The 20,761-nt window shown below is 53.8% G+C and carries 17 protein-coding genes; 7 read left to right on the forward strand and 10 right to left on the reverse strand.

Translation table 11 applies throughout. From position 1 onward, the window contains the following. Nucleotides 1-366 precede the first annotated feature (366 nt). The 9 genes from nagA to QZ554_RS02080 all read right to left on the reverse strand — a co-directional run bounded on the left by nagA (nt 367) and on the right by QZ554_RS02080 (nt 11,365). Entirely contained in the window at nt 367-1,539 is a 1,173-nt protein-coding gene (gene nagA / locus QZ554_RS02040; RefSeq protein WP_297193933.1) for an N-acetylglucosamine-6-phosphate deacetylase, read from the reverse strand. A 14-nt stretch (nt 1,540-1,553) separates the two neighbouring features. Beyond that, on the reverse strand, nt 1,554-2,135 hold the full coding sequence (locus QZ554_RS02045; protein WP_297193935.1) for a Maf family nucleotide pyrophosphatase: 582 nt from the start codon (nt 2,133-2,135) through the stop codon (nt 1,554-1,556). A gap of 29 nt (nt 2,136-2,164) precedes the next feature. Next, complete coding sequence (locus QZ554_RS02050) at nt 2,165-2,686, reverse strand: HAD hydrolase family protein (RefSeq protein WP_297193937.1); 522 nt, start codon at nt 2,684-2,686, stop codon at nt 2,165-2,167. A gap of 182 nt (nt 2,687-2,868) precedes the next feature. Further along, nucleotides 2,869-3,252 (reverse strand): DUF1573 domain-containing protein, encoded by a 384-nt coding sequence (locus QZ554_RS02055; protein ID WP_297193939.1) that lies wholly within the window; start codon nt 3,250-3,252, stop codon nt 2,869-2,871. Nucleotides 3,253-3,859: 607 nt separating this feature from the next. After that, a complete protein-coding gene (gene eno / locus QZ554_RS02060; protein ID WP_297193941.1) occupies nt 3,860-5,140 on the reverse strand; it encodes a phosphopyruvate hydratase in 1,281 nt (426 codons plus the stop codon). 226 nt (nt 5,141-5,366) lie between these two features. Beyond that, nucleotides 5,367-5,705 carry a PG0541 family transporter-associated protein gene (locus QZ554_RS02065; RefSeq protein WP_297193942.1) on the reverse strand — a complete coding sequence of 113 codons (339 nt, stop codon included), beginning with the start codon at nt 5,703-5,705 and terminating at the stop codon, nt 5,367-5,369. Nucleotides 5,706-5,716: 11 nt separating this feature from the next. Next, nucleotides 5,717-8,857, reverse strand: a complete 3,141-nt coding sequence (locus tag QZ554_RS02070) for an efflux RND transporter permease subunit (protein WP_297193943.1) — start codon at nt 8,855-8,857, stop codon at nt 5,717-5,719. Nucleotides 8,858-8,866: 9 nt separating this feature from the next. Continuing rightward, complete coding sequence (locus tag QZ554_RS02075) at nt 8,867-9,910, reverse strand: efflux RND transporter periplasmic adaptor subunit (protein WP_297193945.1); 1,044 nt, start codon at nt 9,908-9,910, stop codon at nt 8,867-8,869. Nucleotides 9,911-9,943: 33 nt separating this feature from the next. Then, nucleotides 9,944-11,365: a TolC family protein gene (locus tag QZ554_RS02080; protein WP_297193947.1), complete on the reverse strand. Its 1,422-nt coding sequence runs from the start codon at nt 11,363-11,365 to the stop codon at nt 9,944-9,946. Between the two features lie 1,194 nt (nt 11,366-12,559). Here QZ554_RS02080 and QZ554_RS02085 point away from each other — a divergent pair. The 6 genes from QZ554_RS02085 to QZ554_RS02110 all read left to right on the forward strand — a co-directional run bounded on the left by QZ554_RS02085 (nt 12,560) and on the right by QZ554_RS02110 (nt 18,131). Beyond that, the gene (locus tag QZ554_RS02085) at nt 12,560-13,903 is read left to right on the forward strand and encodes a glucose-6-phosphate isomerase (protein ID WP_297193949.1); all 1,344 of its coding nucleotides are present in this window, start codon (nt 12,560-12,562) and stop codon (nt 13,901-13,903) included. Between the two features lie 11 nt (nt 13,904-13,914). Further along, nucleotides 13,915-14,523: a DUF4290 domain-containing protein gene (locus QZ554_RS02090; protein ID WP_297193950.1), complete on the forward strand. Its 609-nt coding sequence runs from the start codon at nt 13,915-13,917 to the stop codon at nt 14,521-14,523. A gap of 22 nt (nt 14,524-14,545) precedes the next feature. Continuing rightward, entirely contained in the window at nt 14,546-15,856 is a 1,311-nt protein-coding gene (gene murA, locus QZ554_RS02095) for a UDP-N-acetylglucosamine 1-carboxyvinyltransferase (RefSeq protein ID WP_297193952.1), read from the forward strand. A gap of 4 nt (nt 15,857-15,860) precedes the next feature. Further along, entirely contained in the window at nt 15,861-16,403 is a 543-nt protein-coding gene (locus tag QZ554_RS02100; protein WP_297193954.1) for a 16S rRNA processing protein RimM, read from the forward strand. 65 nt (nt 16,404-16,468) lie between these two features. Then, a complete protein-coding gene (locus QZ554_RS02105; RefSeq protein ID WP_297193956.1) occupies nt 16,469-17,407 on the forward strand; it encodes a helix-turn-helix transcriptional regulator in 939 nt (312 codons plus the stop codon). Between the two features lies 1 nt (nt 17,408). Beyond that, nucleotides 17,409-18,131 carry a CPBP family intramembrane glutamic endopeptidase gene (locus QZ554_RS02110; protein ID WP_297193958.1) on the forward strand — a complete coding sequence of 241 codons (723 nt, stop codon included), beginning with the start codon at nt 17,409-17,411 and terminating at the stop codon, nt 18,129-18,131. Between the two features lie 52 nt (nt 18,132-18,183). On the opposite strand, the gene QZ554_RS02115 is transcribed toward QZ554_RS02110, so the two are convergent. Next, nucleotides 18,184-19,374, reverse strand: a complete 1,191-nt coding sequence (locus QZ554_RS02115) for a Gfo/Idh/MocA family oxidoreductase (RefSeq protein WP_297193960.1) — start codon at nt 19,372-19,374, stop codon at nt 18,184-18,186. A gap of 162 nt (nt 19,375-19,536) precedes the next feature. Between QZ554_RS02115 and QZ554_RS02120 the strand changes: the two genes are divergently transcribed. Beyond that, complete coding sequence (locus QZ554_RS02120; protein ID WP_297193962.1) at nt 19,537-20,493, forward strand: NAD-dependent epimerase/dehydratase family protein; 957 nt, start codon at nt 19,537-19,539, stop codon at nt 20,491-20,493. Nucleotides 20,494-20,761: the final 268 nt, after the last annotated feature.

Here is a 20,761-nt window from a genome sequence, read left to right on the forward strand (position 1 = left end):
CGAGGGCCTACAAACGCCCTCCACAAAAGGGCTAAAACGATCATACCGAGAACGCAAGTGCGCTCTTACCGAGAACGCAAGTGCGATCATACCGAGAGCGTGAGAGCGTTCTTACCGACAGCGCAGAAGCGTTCTTACTAAGAGCACAAAAACTCATACGGAGAGCGTAACAGTGGGGCAAGAAGTTCGTCCTTTAATACCCCCAAGGGGGGATCTAGAGAGATTCCTTTGTTCTTCACTGCATCATGAGAGTAGCCCTAGCCTATAACCTTATATATACTCTAGGGGCTACACTACGGCAAAGCCTGCAGTGTAGCCCCTAGTAAGAACTATATTATTGTGAGCCTCTAGTCTCTGGCGGAAAGGCTAGGAGAGATATTCTTCTCCACGCACTACTCGACCACGGTGCATCACAAAGCGTAGCTCGAGCTCCTCATCTAGGAATAGTATATCGGCATCCTTTCCTGGCTCTAGAGCCCCCTTCGTATCTTGAATACCCATAATACGAGCGGGTGTCGTCGAGGCCATATAGACAGCGTCGATCAGAGGGATACGAGCCTTCTTGACAGCCGTACGGATCAGCAGATCCATCGTAGCGATGCTTCCTGCTAGGGCAGAGCGGTCAGAGAGCTTGCACACTCCATCCTCTACAATAGCATGTCCAGTCGGATCCTTGAAGTCAGATGGAGTCCCCGTATAGAGCAGGGCATCTGTGGTCAGTGCCATCCGTTCACGCCCCTTCGTGGCATAGGCTAGGTGCACCATCAGAGGGGGGACATGAATACCATCACATATTACTTCGATGTCGAAGTCTGGCATATCGAGGATCGTCTCCACAGCACCTGGCACCTTATAGACACCCTTCTTGTGGGAGACCTTCATAGCGTTATAGAAGTGAGTTGCGAGGGTATAGCCGTTCTCCCAGGCTTCCTTGATCTCCTTCTCCCCCGCCTCTGTATGAGCGATAGCCGTGACGACACCTCGCTCTCGGACGTAGCGTCCAAACTCCATCGTGCCCTCGATCTCAGGAGCTGCGTCCCAGCGGCGGATGATCCCCTGCCCTCGCTCCATGATCTTGGTATACTCCTCGGGGCGAGCAGGACGAATCAGTTCAGGAAGCTGTGCCCCCGCCATCTTGACAGAGAAGTAAGGCCCCTCCAGGTGGAGTCCTTCTACGGAAGACTCTTCGTCGGGTATGAGCACCTCGGTGCACTCGATTCCCTTCATGATCGTCTCATAGCTGGACGTAGAGAGTGTGGGGAAGATCGTCGTGGTACCATTCTGAAGGTGATAATCAGCAGCCGTACGGAATGCCTCTACTGTGCCATCCATGAAGTCTGCACCTGCAGCACCATGGACATGAGTCTCGACCCCCCCCGGTATAATATAAGCTCCATGGGCATCGATACGGGAGGCATGCTCGACTGGTATATCGGAGTTGAGGATAGCACGTATCTTCTTGCCCTCGATGAGGACTGAACCTCCATCGATCCAACCTGAGGGCGTATAAATACGTCCTCCTACTATCTGTGTAAACATGTATTTGTAATTATCTATAATGTCTTGAGGTATTTGCTCACTAGGTGTACGGGTAGTCCCATTACGGTATAGAACGACCCCTCGATACTCGAGATGGCCGTATAGCCGATCCACTCCTGGATGCCGTAGGCTCCAGCCTTGTCAAGTGGTGAATAATGCTGTACATAGTACTCGATCTCCCTCGATGTAAGGGGAAGGAAATCGACTGCTGCCGTATCAGCAAAGGAGAGGTCATGCTGAGAGGTACGGATTGACACCCCAGTCGTGACATAGTGTCTTCGTCCTGAGAGCCGCTGGAGCATAGAGGCCGCCTCATCCGAAGTCCTAGGCTTGCCTAGCACCTCATCCTCCACGAAGACCAGAGTATCTGCTGTGATCAGCAGCGTATCCTCGCCGAGAGTGGCGTAGTAAGCCTCGGCCTTCTTCCTGGCTATATAGCTAGGGATCTCCCTCAGGGCAAGCCCGTCAGGATATGACTCATCCACATCGGGCAGCGTACACTGCTCGAAGTCTAGGTCCAGCCCACTCAAGAGCTCGACTCTACGAGGGGACTGTGATCCTAGGATAACCCTATAATGTGCTAAGTGCTCCCACATATATGCCTAAGCCTAGATCTTCTATCTTCTTACCAGCCGAAGCCAGCCGAGAGCGACCAGCAGTCGTTTGCCCTTAGGGTCTGCTCGATCACATCTCGTACCACACCATATCCTCCATTACATAGAGAGATATAGCGAGCCACAGACTTCACCTCGGGAGCTGCATCGGCAGGAGCACAGGGTAGAGCTACGAGCTTCATGATCGTGATATCAGGGATGTCATCCCCGATATATGCGATCTCATCGGGAGAGAGTCCCGACTCACGGCAGAGCACCTCGAGCTGAGCCGCCTTGTCGGAGATGCGCATATAGATATGTGCTACCCCCAGCTGACGAAAGCGTCGCTCCATCGCTTCGCTCGCACCACCCGAGATGATTGCGATCGTATAGCCCTGCTTGACGGCATACTGCATTGCATAGCCATCCTTGACATTGACAGTACGCATCGGCATCCCATCAGGTCCTATCGGACTTACGGTGGCACTGATGACTCCGTCCATATCTAGGACAAACGCCTTGATCTTAGTCAGATCAAAAGGAATACTACTCATCGACTTCTTTAAAAGATTTAGTATACAAAAGTACAGTTATTTAACTAGAGTAGCACTACCCATCCCTAGGTATTTTATCTTCCTGCCCACCAACAAAAAGGGAGACAGCCCCAGCACAAGTGCTAGAGCTGTCTCCCTTAGTTACTTATCCCTCGACCAGTAGTGAGGGTGTATATAGTGGACTACTCGACAGTACCCTTGATACGAAGGGTGAATGCGCCGTCCTTCCCGTTACTATAGATGGCGATATTCTTGTAGAAGGGGCCGGGACGTCCTGCAGGGTTGTAGGTGACTGTGATCTTCCCCTCCTTGCCTGGAGCAATTGGCTCACGGCTATACTCAGGGGTCGTGCAGGCGCAGGGAGAGGCCACACGTGTGATGACTAGAGGTGCATCACCCGAATTACGAATCACGAAAGTATGGGACACCTTACCATTAGCTTCCTTGATAATTCCAAAGTCGAACTCAGGGGCTGATGATGTGATCACAGCGCCCTTTCCGTTCTGAGCGACGATTACTCCGACGAAGAGGAGTAGTGCGCCCAAGATAAAACCTAGCTTCTTCATATCTAATGAATCTTATTTCTACCTATATTGTTTACGCATTACTGCAAGACAAAGATACCTAAATATATCTAAAACCTAGCCTTAAGCCCAGGGCTGACGCATGAAATCACCATAGTGCGAGGGCAAGGTCGTCAAGGAGCATACGCCGAAGATAGAAGTATCTATGTCCCAGCATAGATATGCCAAGCGAACACCTCCTACCTAGGAGGGATGAGTATACACGTGTGTACACAACTGTATACCCACGTGTACACAACTGTATACACGCGTGTACACAAGTGCGCTCTAAGTATATCCTCTGTAGGGCTCGCTTGTATGTCTGTTTCTTGGGGATAATGCCTAGGATCTTTAGGTATGGGCTAAGGCACCCTAGGATATGAAATGATATCCCCGAAGATCCAAAGGCAGGAGTGTGCGAGCGAGATCATGGGTCAGCCCACCCCAATCTCTCCTCCTCTCATCCTTAGGCTCTGACCTACCCCTGCAGGAGCTCATAGCGCCTACGATAGAGCGAGAAAGTGAGGAAGGCCTAAACGTAGCAAGCCCCTGAGAGTACGATTACTCTCAGGGGCTTGGCTGTGTATTGTTAGTCGATCAGGCGATACGACTACTTGATACGCTTGTAGCCGTAGACAGCGAGATCACCGAGCTCTTCCTCGATGCGGAGGAGCTGGTTGTACTTGGCCATACGGTCGGTACGGCTGAGCGAACCAGTCTTGATCTGACCAGAGTTCGTAGCCACTGCGATATCAGCGATCGTAGCATCCTCAGTCTCACCAGAGCGGTGGGAGGTAACAGAGGTGAAGCCGTGGCGGTGTGCCATGTCGATCGCATCGAGCGTTTCGGTGAGGGTACCGATCTGGTTTACCTTGATGAGGATAGAGTTACCACAGCCCTCAGCGATACCACGACGGAGGTACTCGACATTCGTTACGAAGAGGTCATCACCTACGAGCTGAATCTTCTTACCGAGCTTGTCGGTGAGCTTCTTCCAACCTTCCCAGTCATTCTCAGCCATACCATCCTCGATAGAGTCGATAGGATACTTCTCTACGAGCTCGGAGAGGAAGGCTACCTGCTCATCAATCGTACGCTTGACACCGTGATCGCCTTCGAACTTCGTGTAGTCGTAGATACCATCCTTGAAGAACTCAGAGGAAGCACAGTCCATAGCGATTGTGATGTCCTTACCTGGTACATAGCCAGCCTTTTCTACAGCCTTCAGGATAGACTCGATAGCGTCCTCCGTACCATTGAGGGCAGGAGCGAAACCACCTTCGTCACCTACTGCAGTGCTTAGGCCACGGTCGTGGAGTACCTTCTTGAGGCAGTGGAAGACCTCAGCACCCATACGAAGGCCTTCGCGGAAGGAAGAAGCGCCGATAGGACGGATCATGAATTCCTGGAAGGCAATAGGAGCGTCAGAGTGTGATCCTCCATTGATGATGTTCATCATAGGTACGGGGAGCACGTAGGTGTTCGTACCACCGATGTAGCGATAGAGGGGGATGTCAAGGTACTGAGCAGCAGCCTTAGCGACAGCCAGTGAGACGCCGAGGATAGCGTTTGCACCGAGCTTGCTCTTGGTCTTGGTACCATCGAGTGCGATCATCTTCATGTCGATCTCACGCTGGTTGAGGGCGCTCATACCGTAGAGCTCAGGGGCGATCACGCTGTTGATATTCTCTACAGCCTTTAGGACACCCTTACCGAGGTAGCGGCTCTTGTCACCGTCACGTAGCTCTAGGGCTTCGTTTTCACCCGTAGAGGCACCGCTGGGGACAGCGGCACGCCCGATGATACCACAAGCTAGATGCACGTCTACTTCTACAGTGGGGTTCCCACGTGAGTCGAGGATTTCACGCCCGACGATCTTGATAATTTCCATAACTGAACTAATTCGAATTAGTAAATCTACTAGTGATTATACTTGCTCGCAAAGATACAACTATTATAGTGAATAGCCAGCTACTTATCCATAGTAACTATAGGGGATCTACCCCAGCCATCTCTAGACAAGAACCCCAAGCCTGCAACGAAGAGGGGCTACCTCTAGGTATAGACCTGAGAGGTAGCCCCGAGAGAAAGAAGTTCTTCGATGAAGAAGCCTAGGGCTAGATCATCTCCTCGACTGCCCAGACGAAGGCACGAAGGCCTTGGTCGGGGGTAGCTTCGTCTAGCGCACGTAGGGCTGCCAGTAGGTCTGGCACCTTAGTAGCAGGCACCACGACGAGCATAGCAGAGTTCATCGTTGGCCAGGCATGGCTCCCGATGTGAGGGACACCCGTAGTCGTACCTCGTCCCTGAGCCTGCTCCCAGGAGGTATAGCCCCGGAGGTTCTGCTTGTCGAAGATACGAAGGATCAGCTCGTGGTAAGCCTGATTATAGGCTATGAAGACGGACTTCTGTGGCTCACTAGGAGCAAAGGACTTATTCTCATTCATGATGATCATTCGTTTAGCAGTTAGTGAGTAGCCACAGCCTTGTGGGCGAGCTTACGAGCTAGCTTCTTCTCCACACGGCGACGCTCACGCACCATACGACGTGCCTCAAGGGCAGCGTAGAGTGTGGGGATGAGGATCAGCGTGATAAGCGTGGAGAAGGAGAGCCCCCATGCCACTGTAATCCCCATAGACTGCCACATCTCCGAGCCCTCACCGATACCCAGTGCCATAGGTACCATACCGAGTACGGTCGTCAGGGTCGTCATCAGTACGGGACGTAGACGGGACTTACCCGAGGTAGTGACAGAGAGTGCCACACCCATACCTCGCTCACGACAGAGACGAATATAGTCGATGAGCACAATCCCATTCTTCACCACAATACCAATCAGCATGATCATACCGATGAAGCTCATCGTATCCAGAGGCACCTGCGTCACCAGTAGCCCGATGAACACACCCGTGAAAGCAAACGGCACGGAGAACATAATGATGAATGGATCGACAAGGCTCTCGAACTGAGCCGCCATCACGATGAAGACCATCATAATAATAAGGAGCATCAGAGTCGTCAGGTCTCCGAAGGTCTCCTGCTGATTCTCATAGGCACCTGTGATCTTGTAGGACAGCCCTGAGGAAAGAGGATGATCCTTCAGTACCCCTTGGATATCCGCCACAAGGTCACTAAGCTGGTGTCCTGGACGAGGATTAACCGTGACTGTGACGACACGTGTACGGTCCTTACGCTCGATGGTCGGAGGGGTAAAAGCCTCCTCGATACGTCCCAGTTCGGAGAGACGTACAGCCTTGCCCTGAGGGGTATAGACGACCATGTTCTGTATATCCTGTAGTGACTGACGGGTATCGGGTGCAAAGCTCACACGGATATCGTACTCATTACCATCCTCGCGGAAGCGGGAGGCAACAGATCCATTAACCGCGTTACGCAGATAGGAGGAGGCGGTAGCTAGGTTCAGTCCATTCTCTGCGAGCTTCTGCCTATCAAAGGCAAAGCGTATCTCGGGCACATAGTCCTTACGACTAATGGTAATCCCCGAGGCTGTGGGCTTCTTCTCCATCTCCTGACGGAAGAGACGTGCATAGGTATCAGCCTCTGTGAAGTCCTGTCCATAGATCTCGAGGGATACGCCATTACCACCCTGCTCTTGTCCTCCTCCAGTAGTGACCTTATAGGAGGATACAGAGGGATACTCAGCGATGATCCTACGCATGCGGTCGGCAGCCTCATCCTGTGTCTGTGTGCGCTCTGAGCGCTTGTACATACCCACATACATGGTGATGATATTGCTCCCATTATCCTGTACAGAAGCCCAAGCATCCCCATCCGAAGCCTGTCCCACACTCATAGAAATCGTCTCGATGGAGGGTATCTCCTTGCGCATGCGAGACTCTACCTCTAGCCCTAGAGCCTTCGCCTCCTCGACACGTGTGCCCACGGGGAGCTCGATCGTGACATCTAGGAAGCCAATATCCTGCTGGGGCATGTAAGAGGTCTTGATGAAGCTTAGCCCAAGGAGGCTCAAGACGAAAATCCCCATGGTGATCAGGATCGTGCTACGGCGGTGGCGCACCGTCCAGCCTAGTGTACGAGCATAGACCTGATCTAGGCGACCGAGGAAGCGCTCGATAGGTACGAAGAAACGCTCCATCAGCTTACTGCGATTGGCGTCTCGCTTAAGCAGCTGTGAGCAGAGCATCGGGGTAAGCGATAGGGCTGCTGTCGTGGAGACGATCATCACGATACTGATACTCCAGCCTAGCTGTCGGAACATAATCCCCGCCTCACCAGGCATCATCGTCAGCGGTAGGAAGACGGCGAGCATCGTCAGCGTGGAGGCGATGACCGAGATACCGACCTCATTGGTAGCATGTACGGCAGCCTGCTTGGGATAGCTCCCCCGCTCGATGTGGGTCGTGATGTTCTCTAGTACCACGATCGCATCATCCACGACCATACCGATGGCGATGGAGAGAGAGCTGAGGGAGATGATGTTCAGTGTATTGCCCGACACCAGTAGGTAGATGAACGAGGCAACGAGGGAGATCGGGATCGTCAGCACAATGATGAACGTCGCCCTCCAGCGTCCTAGGAAGACGAAGACGACAAGCATCACGATGATGAAGGTGATGAAGATCGTATCCTTGAGGTTATTCACCGTACTGACGATGAAGTCGGAGGTATCGATCAGGTACCCGACCTTCACGTCCGAGGGGAGGGAGGACTGGATCTGGGGGAGGAGGTGACGGATCTCCTTGGCGATCTGCACTGAGTTAGAGCCGTCCTGCTTATTGACGATGATGATAGCCCCGCTCTTACCATTGACGTAGTTCTCCTGCTGACGCTCAGCGACAGTATCCTTGACCTGAGCTATATCACGCAGATAGATATCCTTGCCACCGAAGCTCGCTACTACGATATTCTCTAGTTGCTTAGGGTCGGTGAACTCGCCCTGTACACGTATGGAACTCGTACGAGAGCCTATGTCGATCTGGCCAGCAGGGATATTGGTATTCTCAGCTGCGATGAGCTGAGAAATCTGCCCGAGGGTCAGGTGATAAGCCTCCAGTCTAGCAGGGTCACAGTACACCTGTACGACACGCTTCTGTGCACCGGCGATATTGATCGCCCCGACACCATCGACACGTGCTAGAGGGTTACTGACCTTATCCTCGAGGATCTTGTAGAGTCCCTTGCTACTCTCCTCGGATTCGATAGAGAGGATGGCTACGGGGATGGAGCTGTTGTCAAACTTGAAGATGACGGGCTTCTTCACCCCATCAGGTAGATTGTCCGATATAGCATCGAGCTTGTCACGGATGTCATTCGTTGCCTCATCGATAGGTGTACCCGCACGGAACTCCATGGTGATGACCGAGACATTCTCACGGCTCTTGGAGGTAATGTGCTTGAGCTTATCGATCCCATTGAGCGAGTTCTCTAGGGTCTTCGAGAGGTTCGTCTCGATATCCTCTGCACTCGCCCCGGGATACGAGGTGATGATCATGACCTTCGTCGCATCTGTCTTAGGCATCAGCTCGATGGCCAGCCGTGATAGGGCGAAGAGCCCCAGCACAGCAATCGCCACGTAGATGAGTGCCGTAGTGATCGGCTTACGGACGGATGTTTCGTAGATACTCATGGGGTGGGATTACTTTGTCGTCTTCTGTGGCTGTACAGCCTGACCATTCTTGAGCGTGCTGGGGGCAGAGATGATCACTTGGTCACCTGGCTGCAGTCCCTTGAGGACCTCGTAGTAGTCGCCCTGCTGGTCGCCCAGCTCTACGACCTGATAGACGGCCTTGCCATCACGATAGACATAGACATAGCGTTCACCACTACCGACCTGACGTACGACGGCCTTGTCTAGGACAGAGAGGACGTCCTTGGAGCCGAAGTTGATGTGTACACGAGCATACATACCAGGGCGGAGCGAAGCATCCCTATTGGGCACCTCGATCTCAGTAGCTATGGTATGTGTCGCTGGATCTAGGGTGGGATGGACGTTGGAGATCGTGCCCGAGAATTCCTTCCCCTCTAGGGCATCGACACGTAGAGTCACTGGGATACGCTCCTTCAGCAGAGAGTAGTACTTCTCGGAGACGTTCACCATAGCCTTCACGGGAGCGATCTGCTGGATGACGACGACGGGGAGCTGGGGGGAGGTCATATCGCCATTGTCGTAGTTCTTAGCTGTGACGACCCCACTGATGGGGCTACGTAGGGTGGTATTCTCTGCTACATTATTATAGGCCAGACGAGCCTGCTCGAGAGCACTCTTGGCGTTGTCCCACTGAGCCTTGGAGACACCACCGACCTTGTAGAGCTCGTCCATACGATCGAAGTTGGTCTTCGCATCTGTCAGTTGGATCTGAGCTTGACTGGCCTGCGTGGCCTCCATGCGGGCGATCACCTGCCCCTGCCCGACACGATCACCGACCTTGACGAGGAGCTGCTTGAGGCGACCGCCAGCCTGAGCCGTGATGTTATTCGTCACCTTGGCCTCGAGCTGTGCGGTGAACTCCTGAGTTAGCCTCAGGGGCTGGACCTGCACCACTGCTAGCTCTACGATGCGAGTACTATCTTGTACAGCCTCCTCACTCTCTGCACTTGTGCCCTTGGAGGAGCAGCTAGTAGCTGATAGGAGCACCAGTGTGGAGAGCGAGAGTAGGAGGTACTTCTTATTCTTTATCATCTCTATATGGTTTATTCTTCGTTATATGCGGGATTACTTGGAGCCATGGGATATGCCCTGTAGTTCATCGAGGGTATAGAGGGCTACCATGTAGTTGTAGATCGCCTGACTATAATTCAGGCGAGCCTGCAGGAGAGCCATATCGGCATCGTTGAGCTCGAGGATCGTACCCTCACCCGTCTTGTAGCGTACCTGGGCGATCTGGTAGCCCTTCTCTGCGCTGGCGACGGCTTCGCGAGCAGCGACGAACTGCTCGATGGCATTGGTCTGTGCACTGAGGCTATTCATAGCGCTGAGGTGCAGCTGGCGCTCGGCATCTACACGCTGGAGCTGCAGCTGCTGTAGCTGGGTGCGGGTAGCATGGACATCGTTCTGTCGAGAGAAGCCATTGAAGAGCGGGACACTCAGCGAGAGGGCGATCGTAGAGAAGGGTGACCAACGCTTGGAGTTGTCTAGCTTTAACTTGTCCGCAGAGAAGTTGTACATATAGTTGAAGCTCAGCGAGAGGGTCGGCATGAAGGCCATCTTCTTGACACGCAGGGCCGCATCGAGTTGCTTGCCCTGTAGGTCTAGGGTACGGAGCTGGCTATTCTCTGCTAGCGATACGGAGCCTATACGCTCGGGTAGAGCACTGGCGACACGCTGCTGGTAGTCACTGAGCTGCTCGGTGATCTCGATGGGAATGGTGGGCTCTAGGGCAAGGAGCACCTTGAGCTTAGCCTCAGAGAGGCGGATGGCTTCACGTGCTTGTACGAGGTTCGGCAGGATGTTTTTCACCTGAGCATCCATACGGATCTTGTCGTACTCGGCTACTACACCCTGCTGCCACTTGGCTACGATCTGATCGTAGTTCGTCTTAGCGTTGTCGTAGTTACTCTGTAGGACACGCTCTGACTCCCTAGCCAGCAGTATGCCCATATAGGCCTTGCGCACCTCAGCCTCGAGGGCGATCTTGGAGCTACGAGCCTTCTCCTCGGCGAGAGCTACAGCCTGCTTGTCTAGCTCGAGACTCGCCCAGAGCTGTGGAGCGATGATGGGCATCCCTGCCACGATACCACCCTGTAGAGCATGCTTCTCTCCCATCTCAATCCCGTCTGCAGGGAACATCCCCGCCATGGGCGAAGAGGGGTCATCCCCTCCGAAGTAGACCCTTTGCTTCTTGAGCATATAGGTGTACGAGCCAGAGAGATTGACATTGGGGTATAGCCCTCCGATGGTCTTCTTCTGCTCGTACCGTGCTTGGTCCACAGCTAGCCCCGAGGTCTTCACCTGAGCACTCTGCTCGAGGGCGAGCCGTACGGCATCGTCGATGGAGAGCTTCAGAGGCTGTGCAGACCCAGCACTACTCCCTGTCGCCGAGGCTGGAGCCTGTCCGACAGCGGGGGCAGGGAGCAGGAGGAGAGCTAGGAGGAGTAGGGCACAGAGGGTGCTATCTATCCTATTCTTCTTTTCCATTATCTCTAACACATATAATATCTGTATGGTGTATTATCGGGAATAGGACACCGCACAGCCACACCTCAGGGAGGAAACCACTCCCCTTACTATCGCTCCGTAAGAGACTACTACGGGGCTGATAGATACGACCTTGCAGGTGTACCATTCTCTAATGCAAAGATACGTCAATAAGAAGTATGTAACACCGCCTATATGCGACAGAAATGTTCGATTTCGGAACAAATACCGGAAAAGAAAGCAAAATCCCTACCACCATCCCTAGGCTACACCTCATACACGGGTCGTAGTGGGCATTCCGAGAGCCCTATCCGAGGACACATAATGATCCCTAGAGGGCTCGGCAAGACCTCTCCAACCCTTGCCGGAATAATTGATAAATAGAAGGTTACACAGACACCCTACAAGCCCCCTCACCCCCATCATCTAAGCCCCCACATGCGTCTCCACATCTCATAGTCGATATGCTCCCCGCTCTCTAGCCTCGATACATCCCCCTCAGGCTGAGGCATGAAATCACTAGTCATCGAGGACAAAGGAGTCAAGGAGCATACACCCGATAGAGAAGCTTCTGCACCCTACGTGTAGGTATACCAAGCATAACCTACTATCTAACAGAGCATAACCCATTACCTAAGGAGAGGGTCTGTATACACGTGTGTACACAACTGTATACCCACGTGTACACAACTGTGTACACACGTGTATACAGTCTCGCTCTAAGTATGTCCCCTGTGGGGCTCTCATATACAGGTCTCCTAGAGCTACCCCTTAGGTACTGCTGCGATACGGCTAAGACTCCCTCGGACAGGTCATACCCCCCAAAAAGAGCTGAAGAGAGGAGCATACGATGATAGGTGTCGGCCCAGACATCCTCCCAACAAGAGCCCTACCCTCGCCCACATCACTATGTCGGGAGCAGGAGAAAGCAAATAAAGGGGGGAGTAGAAGCTGAAACTTCCAGAGAAAAGGAGAGCGGAAAAAGGAGCAGAGAGGAAGCTATGAAGGTAGGGAGATACCTCTCAAAACGAACTGATACTGTGCATCTAGTGCCTTTTTTGTATCTTTGTGTGAACCCCCAAGTGGGGTTATGCAGATAGGGACACAAGGGACATAGTGAGGGCGCACGAGGTGCCCCCACCCCCAGACCTCCACCTATCATATCATGTGCGAATAGAGAATAAAACAATGAATATGAAGTCTTTAGAACTAGACCTTTCAGGTATCCGCTCGCTCGTCTCCGATCAGGAGCTACAGGCGTGGCAGGCCAAGAGTGATGCATACGTAGCCCAGCTCCATGCGGGCACAGGACAGGGGAGCGACTTCCTCGGATGGATTGATCTACCCGCAACGATCACTGACCAGGACTTCACAGCGATAGAGGCTGCCGCCCGTAGCCTACAGGAGCGCTGTGACTATGTCGTGAGCATCGGTATCGGAGGTAGCTACCTCGGGGCTCGTGCTGTGATCGAGGCTCTGACACCCACCTTCGCAGCCTACCGCCAGGAGCACAGTGCCCCTCAGGTGATCTTCGCTGGGCACAACATCGGTGAGGACTACCTGAGTGAGCTCGTAGACTTCCTGTCGGACAAGCGGTTCGGGATCATCAATATCTCCAAGAGCGGTACGACGACGGAGCCAGCGATTGCCTTCCGTGTCCTCAAGGGACTACTCGAGCAGCAGGTCGGTCGTGAGGGTGCACGTGAGCGTATCATCGCTGTGACGGATCGTGCACGTGGTGCACTACGTACGCTAGCGGACAAGGAGGGCTATCAGACCTTCGTGATCCCCGATGACATCGGGGGACGCTTCTCCGTACTGACCCCTGTAGGGCTACTCCCGATCGCTGTAGCGGGCTTCGACATACGTGAGCTCGTACGTGGTGCTCGGGAGATGAAGGAGCGTGTAGACGAGGGAGTACCCTTCGCAGAGAACCTCTCCGCCCTCTACGCTGCCGCACGCAATAGCCTCTACCAGCAGGGCAAGAAGATCGAGATCCTCGGGAACTTCCACCCCAAGCTCCATTACATCGGCGAATGGTGGAAGCAGCTCTATGGCGAGAGCGAGGGCAAGGAGCACAAGGGTATCTTCAACGCAGCTGTGGACTTCTCCGCAGACCTGCACTCCATGGGGCAGTGGATCCAGGAGGGCGAGCGGACGATCTTCGAGACGATCATCAGCATCGCCACACCCGACAGAGAGCTACGCATCGCCTCTGACGCCGATGACCTCGACGGGCTGAACTACCTAGCGGGTAAGCGTGTCGATGAGGTCAATAAGATGGCCGAGCTCGGTACACGTATGGCGCACATCGACGGTGGTGTCCCCAATATCCGCATTATCCTCCCTCAGCTGAACGCCTACTACATCGGTCAGCTCTTCTACTTCTTCGAGAAGGCTGTCGGCATCAGTGGCTACATGCTGGAGGTTAATCCCTTCAACCAGCCAGGGGTGGAGGCCTACAAGAAGAATATGTTCGCCCTGCTCGAGAAGCCCGGCTTCGAAGAGGCTACACAGGCGATCAAGTCACGTCTATAAACTATCCCTATATGGAATACAACAATCAACTACCCCCCATCACCATGCCAGAGTATGGGCGCAACATCCAGCGCATGATCGCCCACTGCCGCAGCATAGAGGATCGGGAGGAGCGTAACCGCTGCGCACGCACCATCATCCGTGCGATGGAGGCTATCGTGCCCGAGAAGGGTGCGGGTCTCGACAAGGAGACGATCTACTGGGATCATCTCGCTATCATGGCGGACTTCGAGCTCGACGTGGACTACCCCGAGGGGACGATTACCCGCGAGGAGATCACACTCAAGACCGAGAAGCCCGACTACCCCGGACACCTCATCCAGTACCGCTACTACGGACACTTCATCGTAGGTATGATACGTAAGGTCTGCGAGATGGAGATGGGACCAGAGCGCTCTGCCGCTGAGTACTTCGTAGCCATGCAGATGAAGCGTGACTACATGACTTGGAACCAAGAGACGGTCGAGGATATCAAGATCTACAAGGATCTCTTCGAGCTCTCTGATGGACAGATCCTGCTTACCCCAGAGAACTGCAAGCTCAACATCAACCCCAACACTATAGATAAGCCTGGCAAGCTCCAGAAGCCTATCAACAGTAAGAAAGCAAAGAAGAAATAACCCCCTATTCCCCCTACACACCATGGCATCCTACGTTATCGAAGGTGGCTACAGCCTAGAGGGTAGCATCCGCCCCCAGGGAGCAAAGAACGAAGCACTCCAGATCATCTCCTCCGTCCTATTGACCCCTGAGGTAGTCACGATCCACAACATCCCCAACATCCTGGATGTAAACAACCTCATCGACCTACTGCGTCAGATCGGCGTCAAGGTCACCAAGCTCAACGAGCAAGGGAGCTACACCTTCCAAGCCGATGAGCTCAATATCGACTACCTACACGGCGAGGAGTTCCTCAGCAGAGCCCGAGCTCTACGTGGCTCGATCCTCATGGCTGGGGCTCTACTAGGTCGCTTCGGCTACGCTATCTTCCCCAAGCCCGGGGGAGACAAGATCGGGCGTCGGCGCGTAGATACACATCTAATAGGATTCCAAGAGCTAGGGGCTAGCTGCATCTATGACGCTACGAAGCAGAGCTATATCCTAGAGGCTCGACAGCTCAAGGGTAAGTACATGCTCCTCGACGAAGCCTCTATCACAGGGACAGCCAACATCCTCATGGCTGCAGTACTGGCCGAGGGTGTCACGACAATCTACAACGCAGCCTGCGAGCCCTACCTCCAGCAGCTCTCCAAGCTCCTCGTACGCATGGGAGCCCGTATCGAGGGTATCGGCTCCAACCGCCTCACCATCGAGGGTGTCCAGTCGCTACACGGCGCTGAGCATACGATGCTCCCCGATATGATCGAGATCGGGAGCTTCATCGGGATGGCAGCTATGACGAACTCGCACCTACGTATACAGGATGTCAGCATCCCTGACCTCGGGATCATCCCACAGGCCTTCCGCCGACTCGGGATCACGATCCTAGAGGAGGGTGATGACCTCATCATCCCCCACCACCCTGATGGCTATGAGATTGACACCTTCATGGACGGGTCGATCCTCACCGTAGCCGATGCCCCATGGCCTGGGCTGACGCCAGACCTACTGAGCGTCTTCCTCGTCACGGCGACACAGGCTAAGGGGAGTGTGCTCATCCATCAGAAGATGTTCGAGAGCCGTCTCTTCTTCGTCGATAAGCTCATTGACATGGGAGCGCAGATCATGCTGTGCGATCCACACCGAGCAGTGGTCATCGGACTCGGGGGACGACACCAGCTACGTGCCTCCACGATGGTCTCACCTGACATCCGTGCGGGGATCGCACTACTCATAGCAGCGATGAGCGCTAGTGGCACTAGCGTCATCAACAATATCGAGCAGATCGACCGAGGCTATCAGGACATAGCTGGGCGACTAAATGCCCTCGGTGCCCGTATCTCTCGTCTCTAATCCTATGCTCCACAAAGAAGACTTCGAGCATATCGGCACACTAGGTCGTGCACATGGTATCCAGGGGGAGGTAGCCGCCAAGCTCTCCGTAGACCTCTCAGGTCTATGGGAGCAGGGGGAGGCTACCTCCCTCTTCCTCATGCTCGAGGAACGGGGACTACTGATCCCCTATCGTGTCCTCGGCCTGCGGAGCAAGGGGGGCGATATCGATCTTCTTACCCTCTCGGGCATCACGACCAAGGAAGCTGCAGACCAGCTCACTGGGCGTAGTGTCTGGCTCGACAAGGCTTACCTAGAGGATGAGGAGGCGGGCGATCTGATCGACCTACACCACTTCGTCGGCTATGAGCTCTATGATGCCCACAGCAGGGAACTCATAGGGCAGATCACCGCAATCGATGATACGACTCTCAATACCCTACTACGTGTCGAGCCCACCGCAGGAGGCGAACTCGTAGTACCGATAGCCGATGAGCTAATCGAGCATGTCGAGGTGGGAGCCCATCATCTCTATATGTACATCCCTGACGGGCTACTAGAGCTATAGAGCCTAGAGGACACCCACTCCTAGATATATAGAGCAGGCCCAGACGATTTTTTATTCGAACGCTTATGCACAAGTACTCAGCCCCCTGTGGCCAAGATGAGGATCCTATCTTCTCTGGTCAGTCAGTCTTCAAGCACAAGTCCGCAGCCCTCCTCTCCATCCCTCAGCTTCGCAGGCTCTCCGCAGGCGAACGAGTATGCCTACAGACAGAGGGTGACTACTACCTGCTCTTCCTCATCTCGGGCAGGGCAGAGATGAAGCTCAACACCCAGCCTCCCACGAACTCAGTCGGGGGGGAAGAGATGATCTTTATCCCCATGGGCTCTGTCGTAGAGATCACGGCACTAGAGCCTCTAGAGTTCCTGTCCTTCCACTTCTTACCTAGCATACACCTCTGCGCACGTCAGTGTCCAGACCGTCCTCTTAGGAACTTCAGTGCCACACCAACGAAGTCGGAGGAGCCACACCTTACACACCTCCCCTTCTCGCCGGGTATCACCTTTTGGACACAATCCATCACGGAGTACCTAAAGTACTCACTGTCCGACCTTAGGCTCTTCGATGTGAAGCTACAGGAGCTCTTTCTTCTACTGCGTATGAACTATGCACGGCACATGCAGGAGGAGTTTCTACGCTTCTTCCACTGCAAGCGCACAGGGTTCAGTTGTCAGGTCTTCAAGCACCATCGCAGATGTCGCACAGTGGATGATCTAGCAGCAGCTCTGGGGGTATCGCCCTCTGTGCTGGCACGTCTGTTCGATGACGAATTCGGGATCTCGCCGATGAAGTGGCTACTACAGCAGCGGGCTAGACATGTCTACAAGGATCTTATCGATAGCGATCTATCGCTGACCGAGATAGCAGAGCGGTATTACTTCTCCTCATCGGGCTATCTCTCGGCTTTCTGTCGTCGTGTCTTCGGGCTCTCCCCGATCAAGATTCGACGGGGACAGCTAGGTATGGTAGATGGAGAGGAAGAGCCCAGCGAGGGGGCAGAGGAATAAAATGATGGAGGCACGGAAGGAGCTTGCGCTACTGCTTGGCTGGATCCCAGTATCCCTACTCGGAGTCTCACTGCTGAGCGCACTAGCCATTCATCTCATCCTGCCTTTACTCTCTGGGGCAGTCACACTCGTCCCCCTACTGCGCCTGTGTCAGTATGCACTACCTGCGCTGGGGATGTTCCTCCTGCCCGTCTATATCTTTCCTGAGGGGAGGAGTGCACGGCGACTGCTCCGACAGCCCCTCTTCCCTGAGGCTTGGGAACGTAAGCAGATCATACTATGTCTGACACTAAGTGTGGTGGGGTATCTGCTCTGCAATGTGCTTACGGATCTCATGACAGATGTCGCCGAGCACATGGGTGTCGATGCGATAGACCGAGTAGAGCAGGTCGTGCGTGAGGAGCTCCAGCGTCATCGTAGCTCGCTCCTCTATTATTGGCTTGCCTTCGCACTCATACCAGCCATCGTCGAGGAACTCTTCTTCCGTGGTATGCTCCAGCCCCTACTCACACGGAGCCTCCCTATCCATCCCTATATCGCTATTGGGATCGCCTCGGTGATCTTCTCGCTGATGCACCTCTCGTGGATAGGGTTTCTCGGACGCATCGTCCTGGGCTTCACCTTGGGTTACTTAGCCTATGAGCTACGTAGTCTGAGGCTGCCTATACTCGTCCACCTAATGAACAACACCGTGGCATTGGCTCTCATAGCCTTTGACCTCTAGGGCATTGCCCACCTTCCCACTATCGCACTTCTTTATCCTATGTGGTCTACCTCTACTCTTCGAGGTGGACAGAGCTCTTGCACCACAGCCCCCGAGTGAAATCGGGGATCTCGACTGGCCTTCGCTCAGACTCAGAACGTGCACTCAGCTCAATGACCGAAGACCATAGAGCCGCATCATACACCGTTAGGTCAAGGGACTGTCCATGACGTAGGCAGTGGATGAGGCGTGCATCCATGACATAGTTCATGACATTCTCCACCCCCTTGTCTTTGCCCTCTTGTATCCAGGATTCTAGGGGGGAGCAAGCCTCCCGAGTCAAGTAATCCTCTACCTCATCACCTGCCAAGGCCTCACTCCAGCCTCGTAGCTGAAGAGTCGGAGAAGGGTACTTACATAGGAAGCCCTCACTACCCGAGAGTGACTGAAGACGTGAGTACGGACGAGGTGTATGTAGATCTAGGTGAAGTGATGCTGTGCGTCCCTGCTCTGTACGTAAGAGGATCGTACTGATACGCTCCGAGAGAGGTGCATCGGGATCTGACGAGATCGCGTACAGCTCGGTAAAGCGATCGCCATGATGAATATCCAGAAGCTGAGCCATAGGCCCTATCCCATGTGTCGGATAGGCATTACCTGCAGCGAAGGGATAGCCCTCGTCCATCCAGCCCAGCAGAGGAATCTCCTCTTGGCCTAGGGCACTCAAGCTATGTAGATCATGGATATAACCACCCGAGCAGTGCTTGATGCGCCCCAGCTCTCCCTTAGCCACTAGAGCCAGCGTACGTAGGTGGAAAGGATCGAAGCAGCAGTTCTCCAGCGGGAAGTAGTGCCTGCCCATTCGCTCCGAGGTCTCGACAAGCCTCCAGCAGTCCTCCAGGGTCAGTGCTGCAGGCACCTCTACGGCGACATGTAGCCCCGCCTCCATAGTCGCACAAGCTAGAGGAACATGACTATACCAATCCGTACAGATAAGCACCAAGTCCACCTCTCCACTAGCTAGCATCTCGGGGATCTGCTCCCTACTATATCCCTTAGCTTCGGGGCAGCCCAGAGAGCTAAGGAGGGTCTGAGCCTCTTGTATTCGCTCGGGGTAAATGTCTGATAGGGCGACAATAGTCGCACCCTCGATGTGCCTATAGCGCTGTATCGTACGTAGCCCACGCTGGCCTAGCCCTATGATGCCTAGACGCACGTGGGGCAGAGGAGAATAGGCGGGAGAGAGGGAGTGTTGTTCCTTCACTTCTATCTGTCTAAGAGTATTCTGTACAAATATACATCATCTTCGGATTAGAATAAGTACATTTGTCCCCGAGATAAGACATCCGTACGTCTTTCTATTGATGAGCATACGTCCATAATACATAGACTTTATATACGAGTATAACATCAAACTGACGAGAGTATGAAAAACATTCTCATCATCGGATCTACTGGTCAGATCGGCACCGAGCTCGCTATGACCCTACGTAAGATCTATCCCACAGTCGTCGCTGGTTATATCCCTGCTGCCCCACCCAAGGGTGAGCTCCTAGAGAGTGGTCCTAGTGAGATCGTGGACATCACGGATCCTGTGCAGATCGCAGAGGTCGTCCGTAAGTATCAAGTGGACACAGTCTTCAACCTCGCTGCACTGCTAAGTGCCGTCGCAGAGGCCAAGCCACAACTCGCTTGGAAGATAGGACTAGGAGGACTCTTCAACGTCCTAGAGGTAGCACGCGAAGAGGGCTGTGCCGTCTTTACGCCCAGCTCCATTGGCTCCTTTGGCCCTGAGACTCCCCATGACAAGACACCACAGGATACCATCCAACGCCCTAAGACGATGTATGGTGTGACCAAGGTCTCTGGGGAGCTCCTCAGTGACTACTACCACAAGCGCTTCGGTGTAGATACCCGCTCCGTACGCTTCCCCGGCCTTATATCCAACGTAGCTCCTCCGGGAGGTGGGACGACAGACTATGCCGTAGATATCTACTATGCTGCGGTACGTGAGGGACGCTTCAAGTGCCCACTCAAGCCTGGCACCTACATGGACATGATGTACATGCCCGACGCCCTAAGAGCCATCATTGAGCTCATGGAGGCTGATCCCACGAAGCTTGTCCACCGTAATTCCTTTAATGTCACAGCCATGAGCTTTGATCCAGAGGAGATCGCAGCTTCTATCAGGGAGGTTATCCCAGGCTTCGTGATGGAGTATGACCTCGATCCACTACGTCAGGGTATCGCTGACTCTTGGCCCAACTCCCTAGATGACAGCTGTGCTCGTAATGAATGGGGATGGAAGCCCGAGTATGACCTCAAGGCTATGACCCTAGACATGATCGAGACCATCAGACGCAAGGATGCTGCTAAGGCATAATCCCCCTATGCACTAAGGCATAACGATAGCAAGCACTGGGGCTAGTCTGCCCCACCTAAGATATGTACCAGACACCCTCTCGTAGGGTGTCTGGTACTTTGCTTATATACCGCTCCTATCCACCCTCACTATACGAGTAGGAGATCCCCTTCTTTGAAAGGGAGAGATGAATCGACTCTGGGATGGTAGATGTCCTTCGTGTAAGGTAAAGATACGCTCCTTGCCAAGTCGGGAGCGAGCATACAATATGCGAACAAAGAGAATATCA

Origin of the sequence: uncultured Porphyromonas sp., from assembly GCF_915070105.1 — a bacterium.
Classification (GTDB): Bacteria; Bacteroidota; Bacteroidia; order Bacteroidales; family Porphyromonadaceae; genus Porphyromonas.

Excerpts from the sequence above, each read along its gene's own strand:
- QZ554_RS02045 (WP_297193935.1), bottom strand. The coding sequence starts at position 2,135 with ATGTGGGAGCACTTAGCACATTATAGGGTTATCCTAGGATCACAGTCC.
- QZ554_RS02110 (WP_297193958.1), top strand. The coding sequence starts at position 17,409 with ATGATGGAGGCACGGAAGGAGCTTGCGCTACTGCTTGGCTGGATCCCA.
- QZ554_RS02050 (WP_297193937.1), bottom strand. The coding sequence starts at position 2,686 with ATGAGTAGTATTCCTTTTGATCTGACTAAGATCAAGGCGTTTGTCCTA.
- QZ554_RS02100 (WP_297193954.1), top strand. The coding sequence starts at position 15,861 with ATGCTCCACAAAGAAGACTTCGAGCATATCGGCACACTAGGTCGTGCA.
- QZ554_RS02065 (WP_297193942.1), bottom strand. The coding sequence starts at position 5,705 with ATGATCATCATGAATGAGAATAAGTCCTTTGCTCCTAGTGAGCCACAG.
- eno (WP_297193941.1), bottom strand. The coding sequence starts at position 5,140 with ATGGAAATTATCAAGATCGTCGGGCGTGAAATCCTCGACTCACGTGGG.
- QZ554_RS02105 (WP_297193956.1), top strand. The coding sequence starts at position 16,469 with ATGCACAAGTACTCAGCCCCCTGTGGCCAAGATGAGGATCCTATCTTC.
- QZ554_RS02055 (WP_297193939.1), bottom strand. The coding sequence starts at position 3,252 with ATGAAGAAGCTAGGTTTTATCTTGGGCGCACTACTCCTCTTCGTCGGA.
- QZ554_RS02085 (WP_297193949.1), top strand. The coding sequence starts at position 12,560 with ATGAAGTCTTTAGAACTAGACCTTTCAGGTATCCGCTCGCTCGTCTCC.
- nagA (WP_297193933.1), bottom strand. The coding sequence starts at position 1,539 with ATGTTTACACAGATAGTAGGAGGACGTATTTATACGCCCTCAGGTTGG.
- QZ554_RS02120 (WP_297193962.1), top strand. The coding sequence starts at position 19,537 with ATGAAAAACATTCTCATCATCGGATCTACTGGTCAGATCGGCACCGAG.
- QZ554_RS02090 (WP_297193950.1), top strand. The coding sequence starts at position 13,915 with ATGGAATACAACAATCAACTACCCCCCATCACCATGCCAGAGTATGGG.
- murA (WP_297193952.1), top strand. The coding sequence starts at position 14,546 with ATGGCATCCTACGTTATCGAAGGTGGCTACAGCCTAGAGGGTAGCATC.
- QZ554_RS02080 (WP_297193947.1), bottom strand. The coding sequence starts at position 11,365 with ATGGAAAAGAAGAATAGGATAGATAGCACCCTCTGTGCCCTACTCCTC.
- QZ554_RS02070 (WP_297193943.1), bottom strand. The coding sequence starts at position 8,857 with ATGAGTATCTACGAAACATCCGTCCGTAAGCCGATCACTACGGCACTC.
- QZ554_RS02075 (WP_297193945.1), bottom strand. The coding sequence starts at position 9,910 with ATGATAAAGAATAAGAAGTACCTCCTACTCTCGCTCTCCACACTGGTG.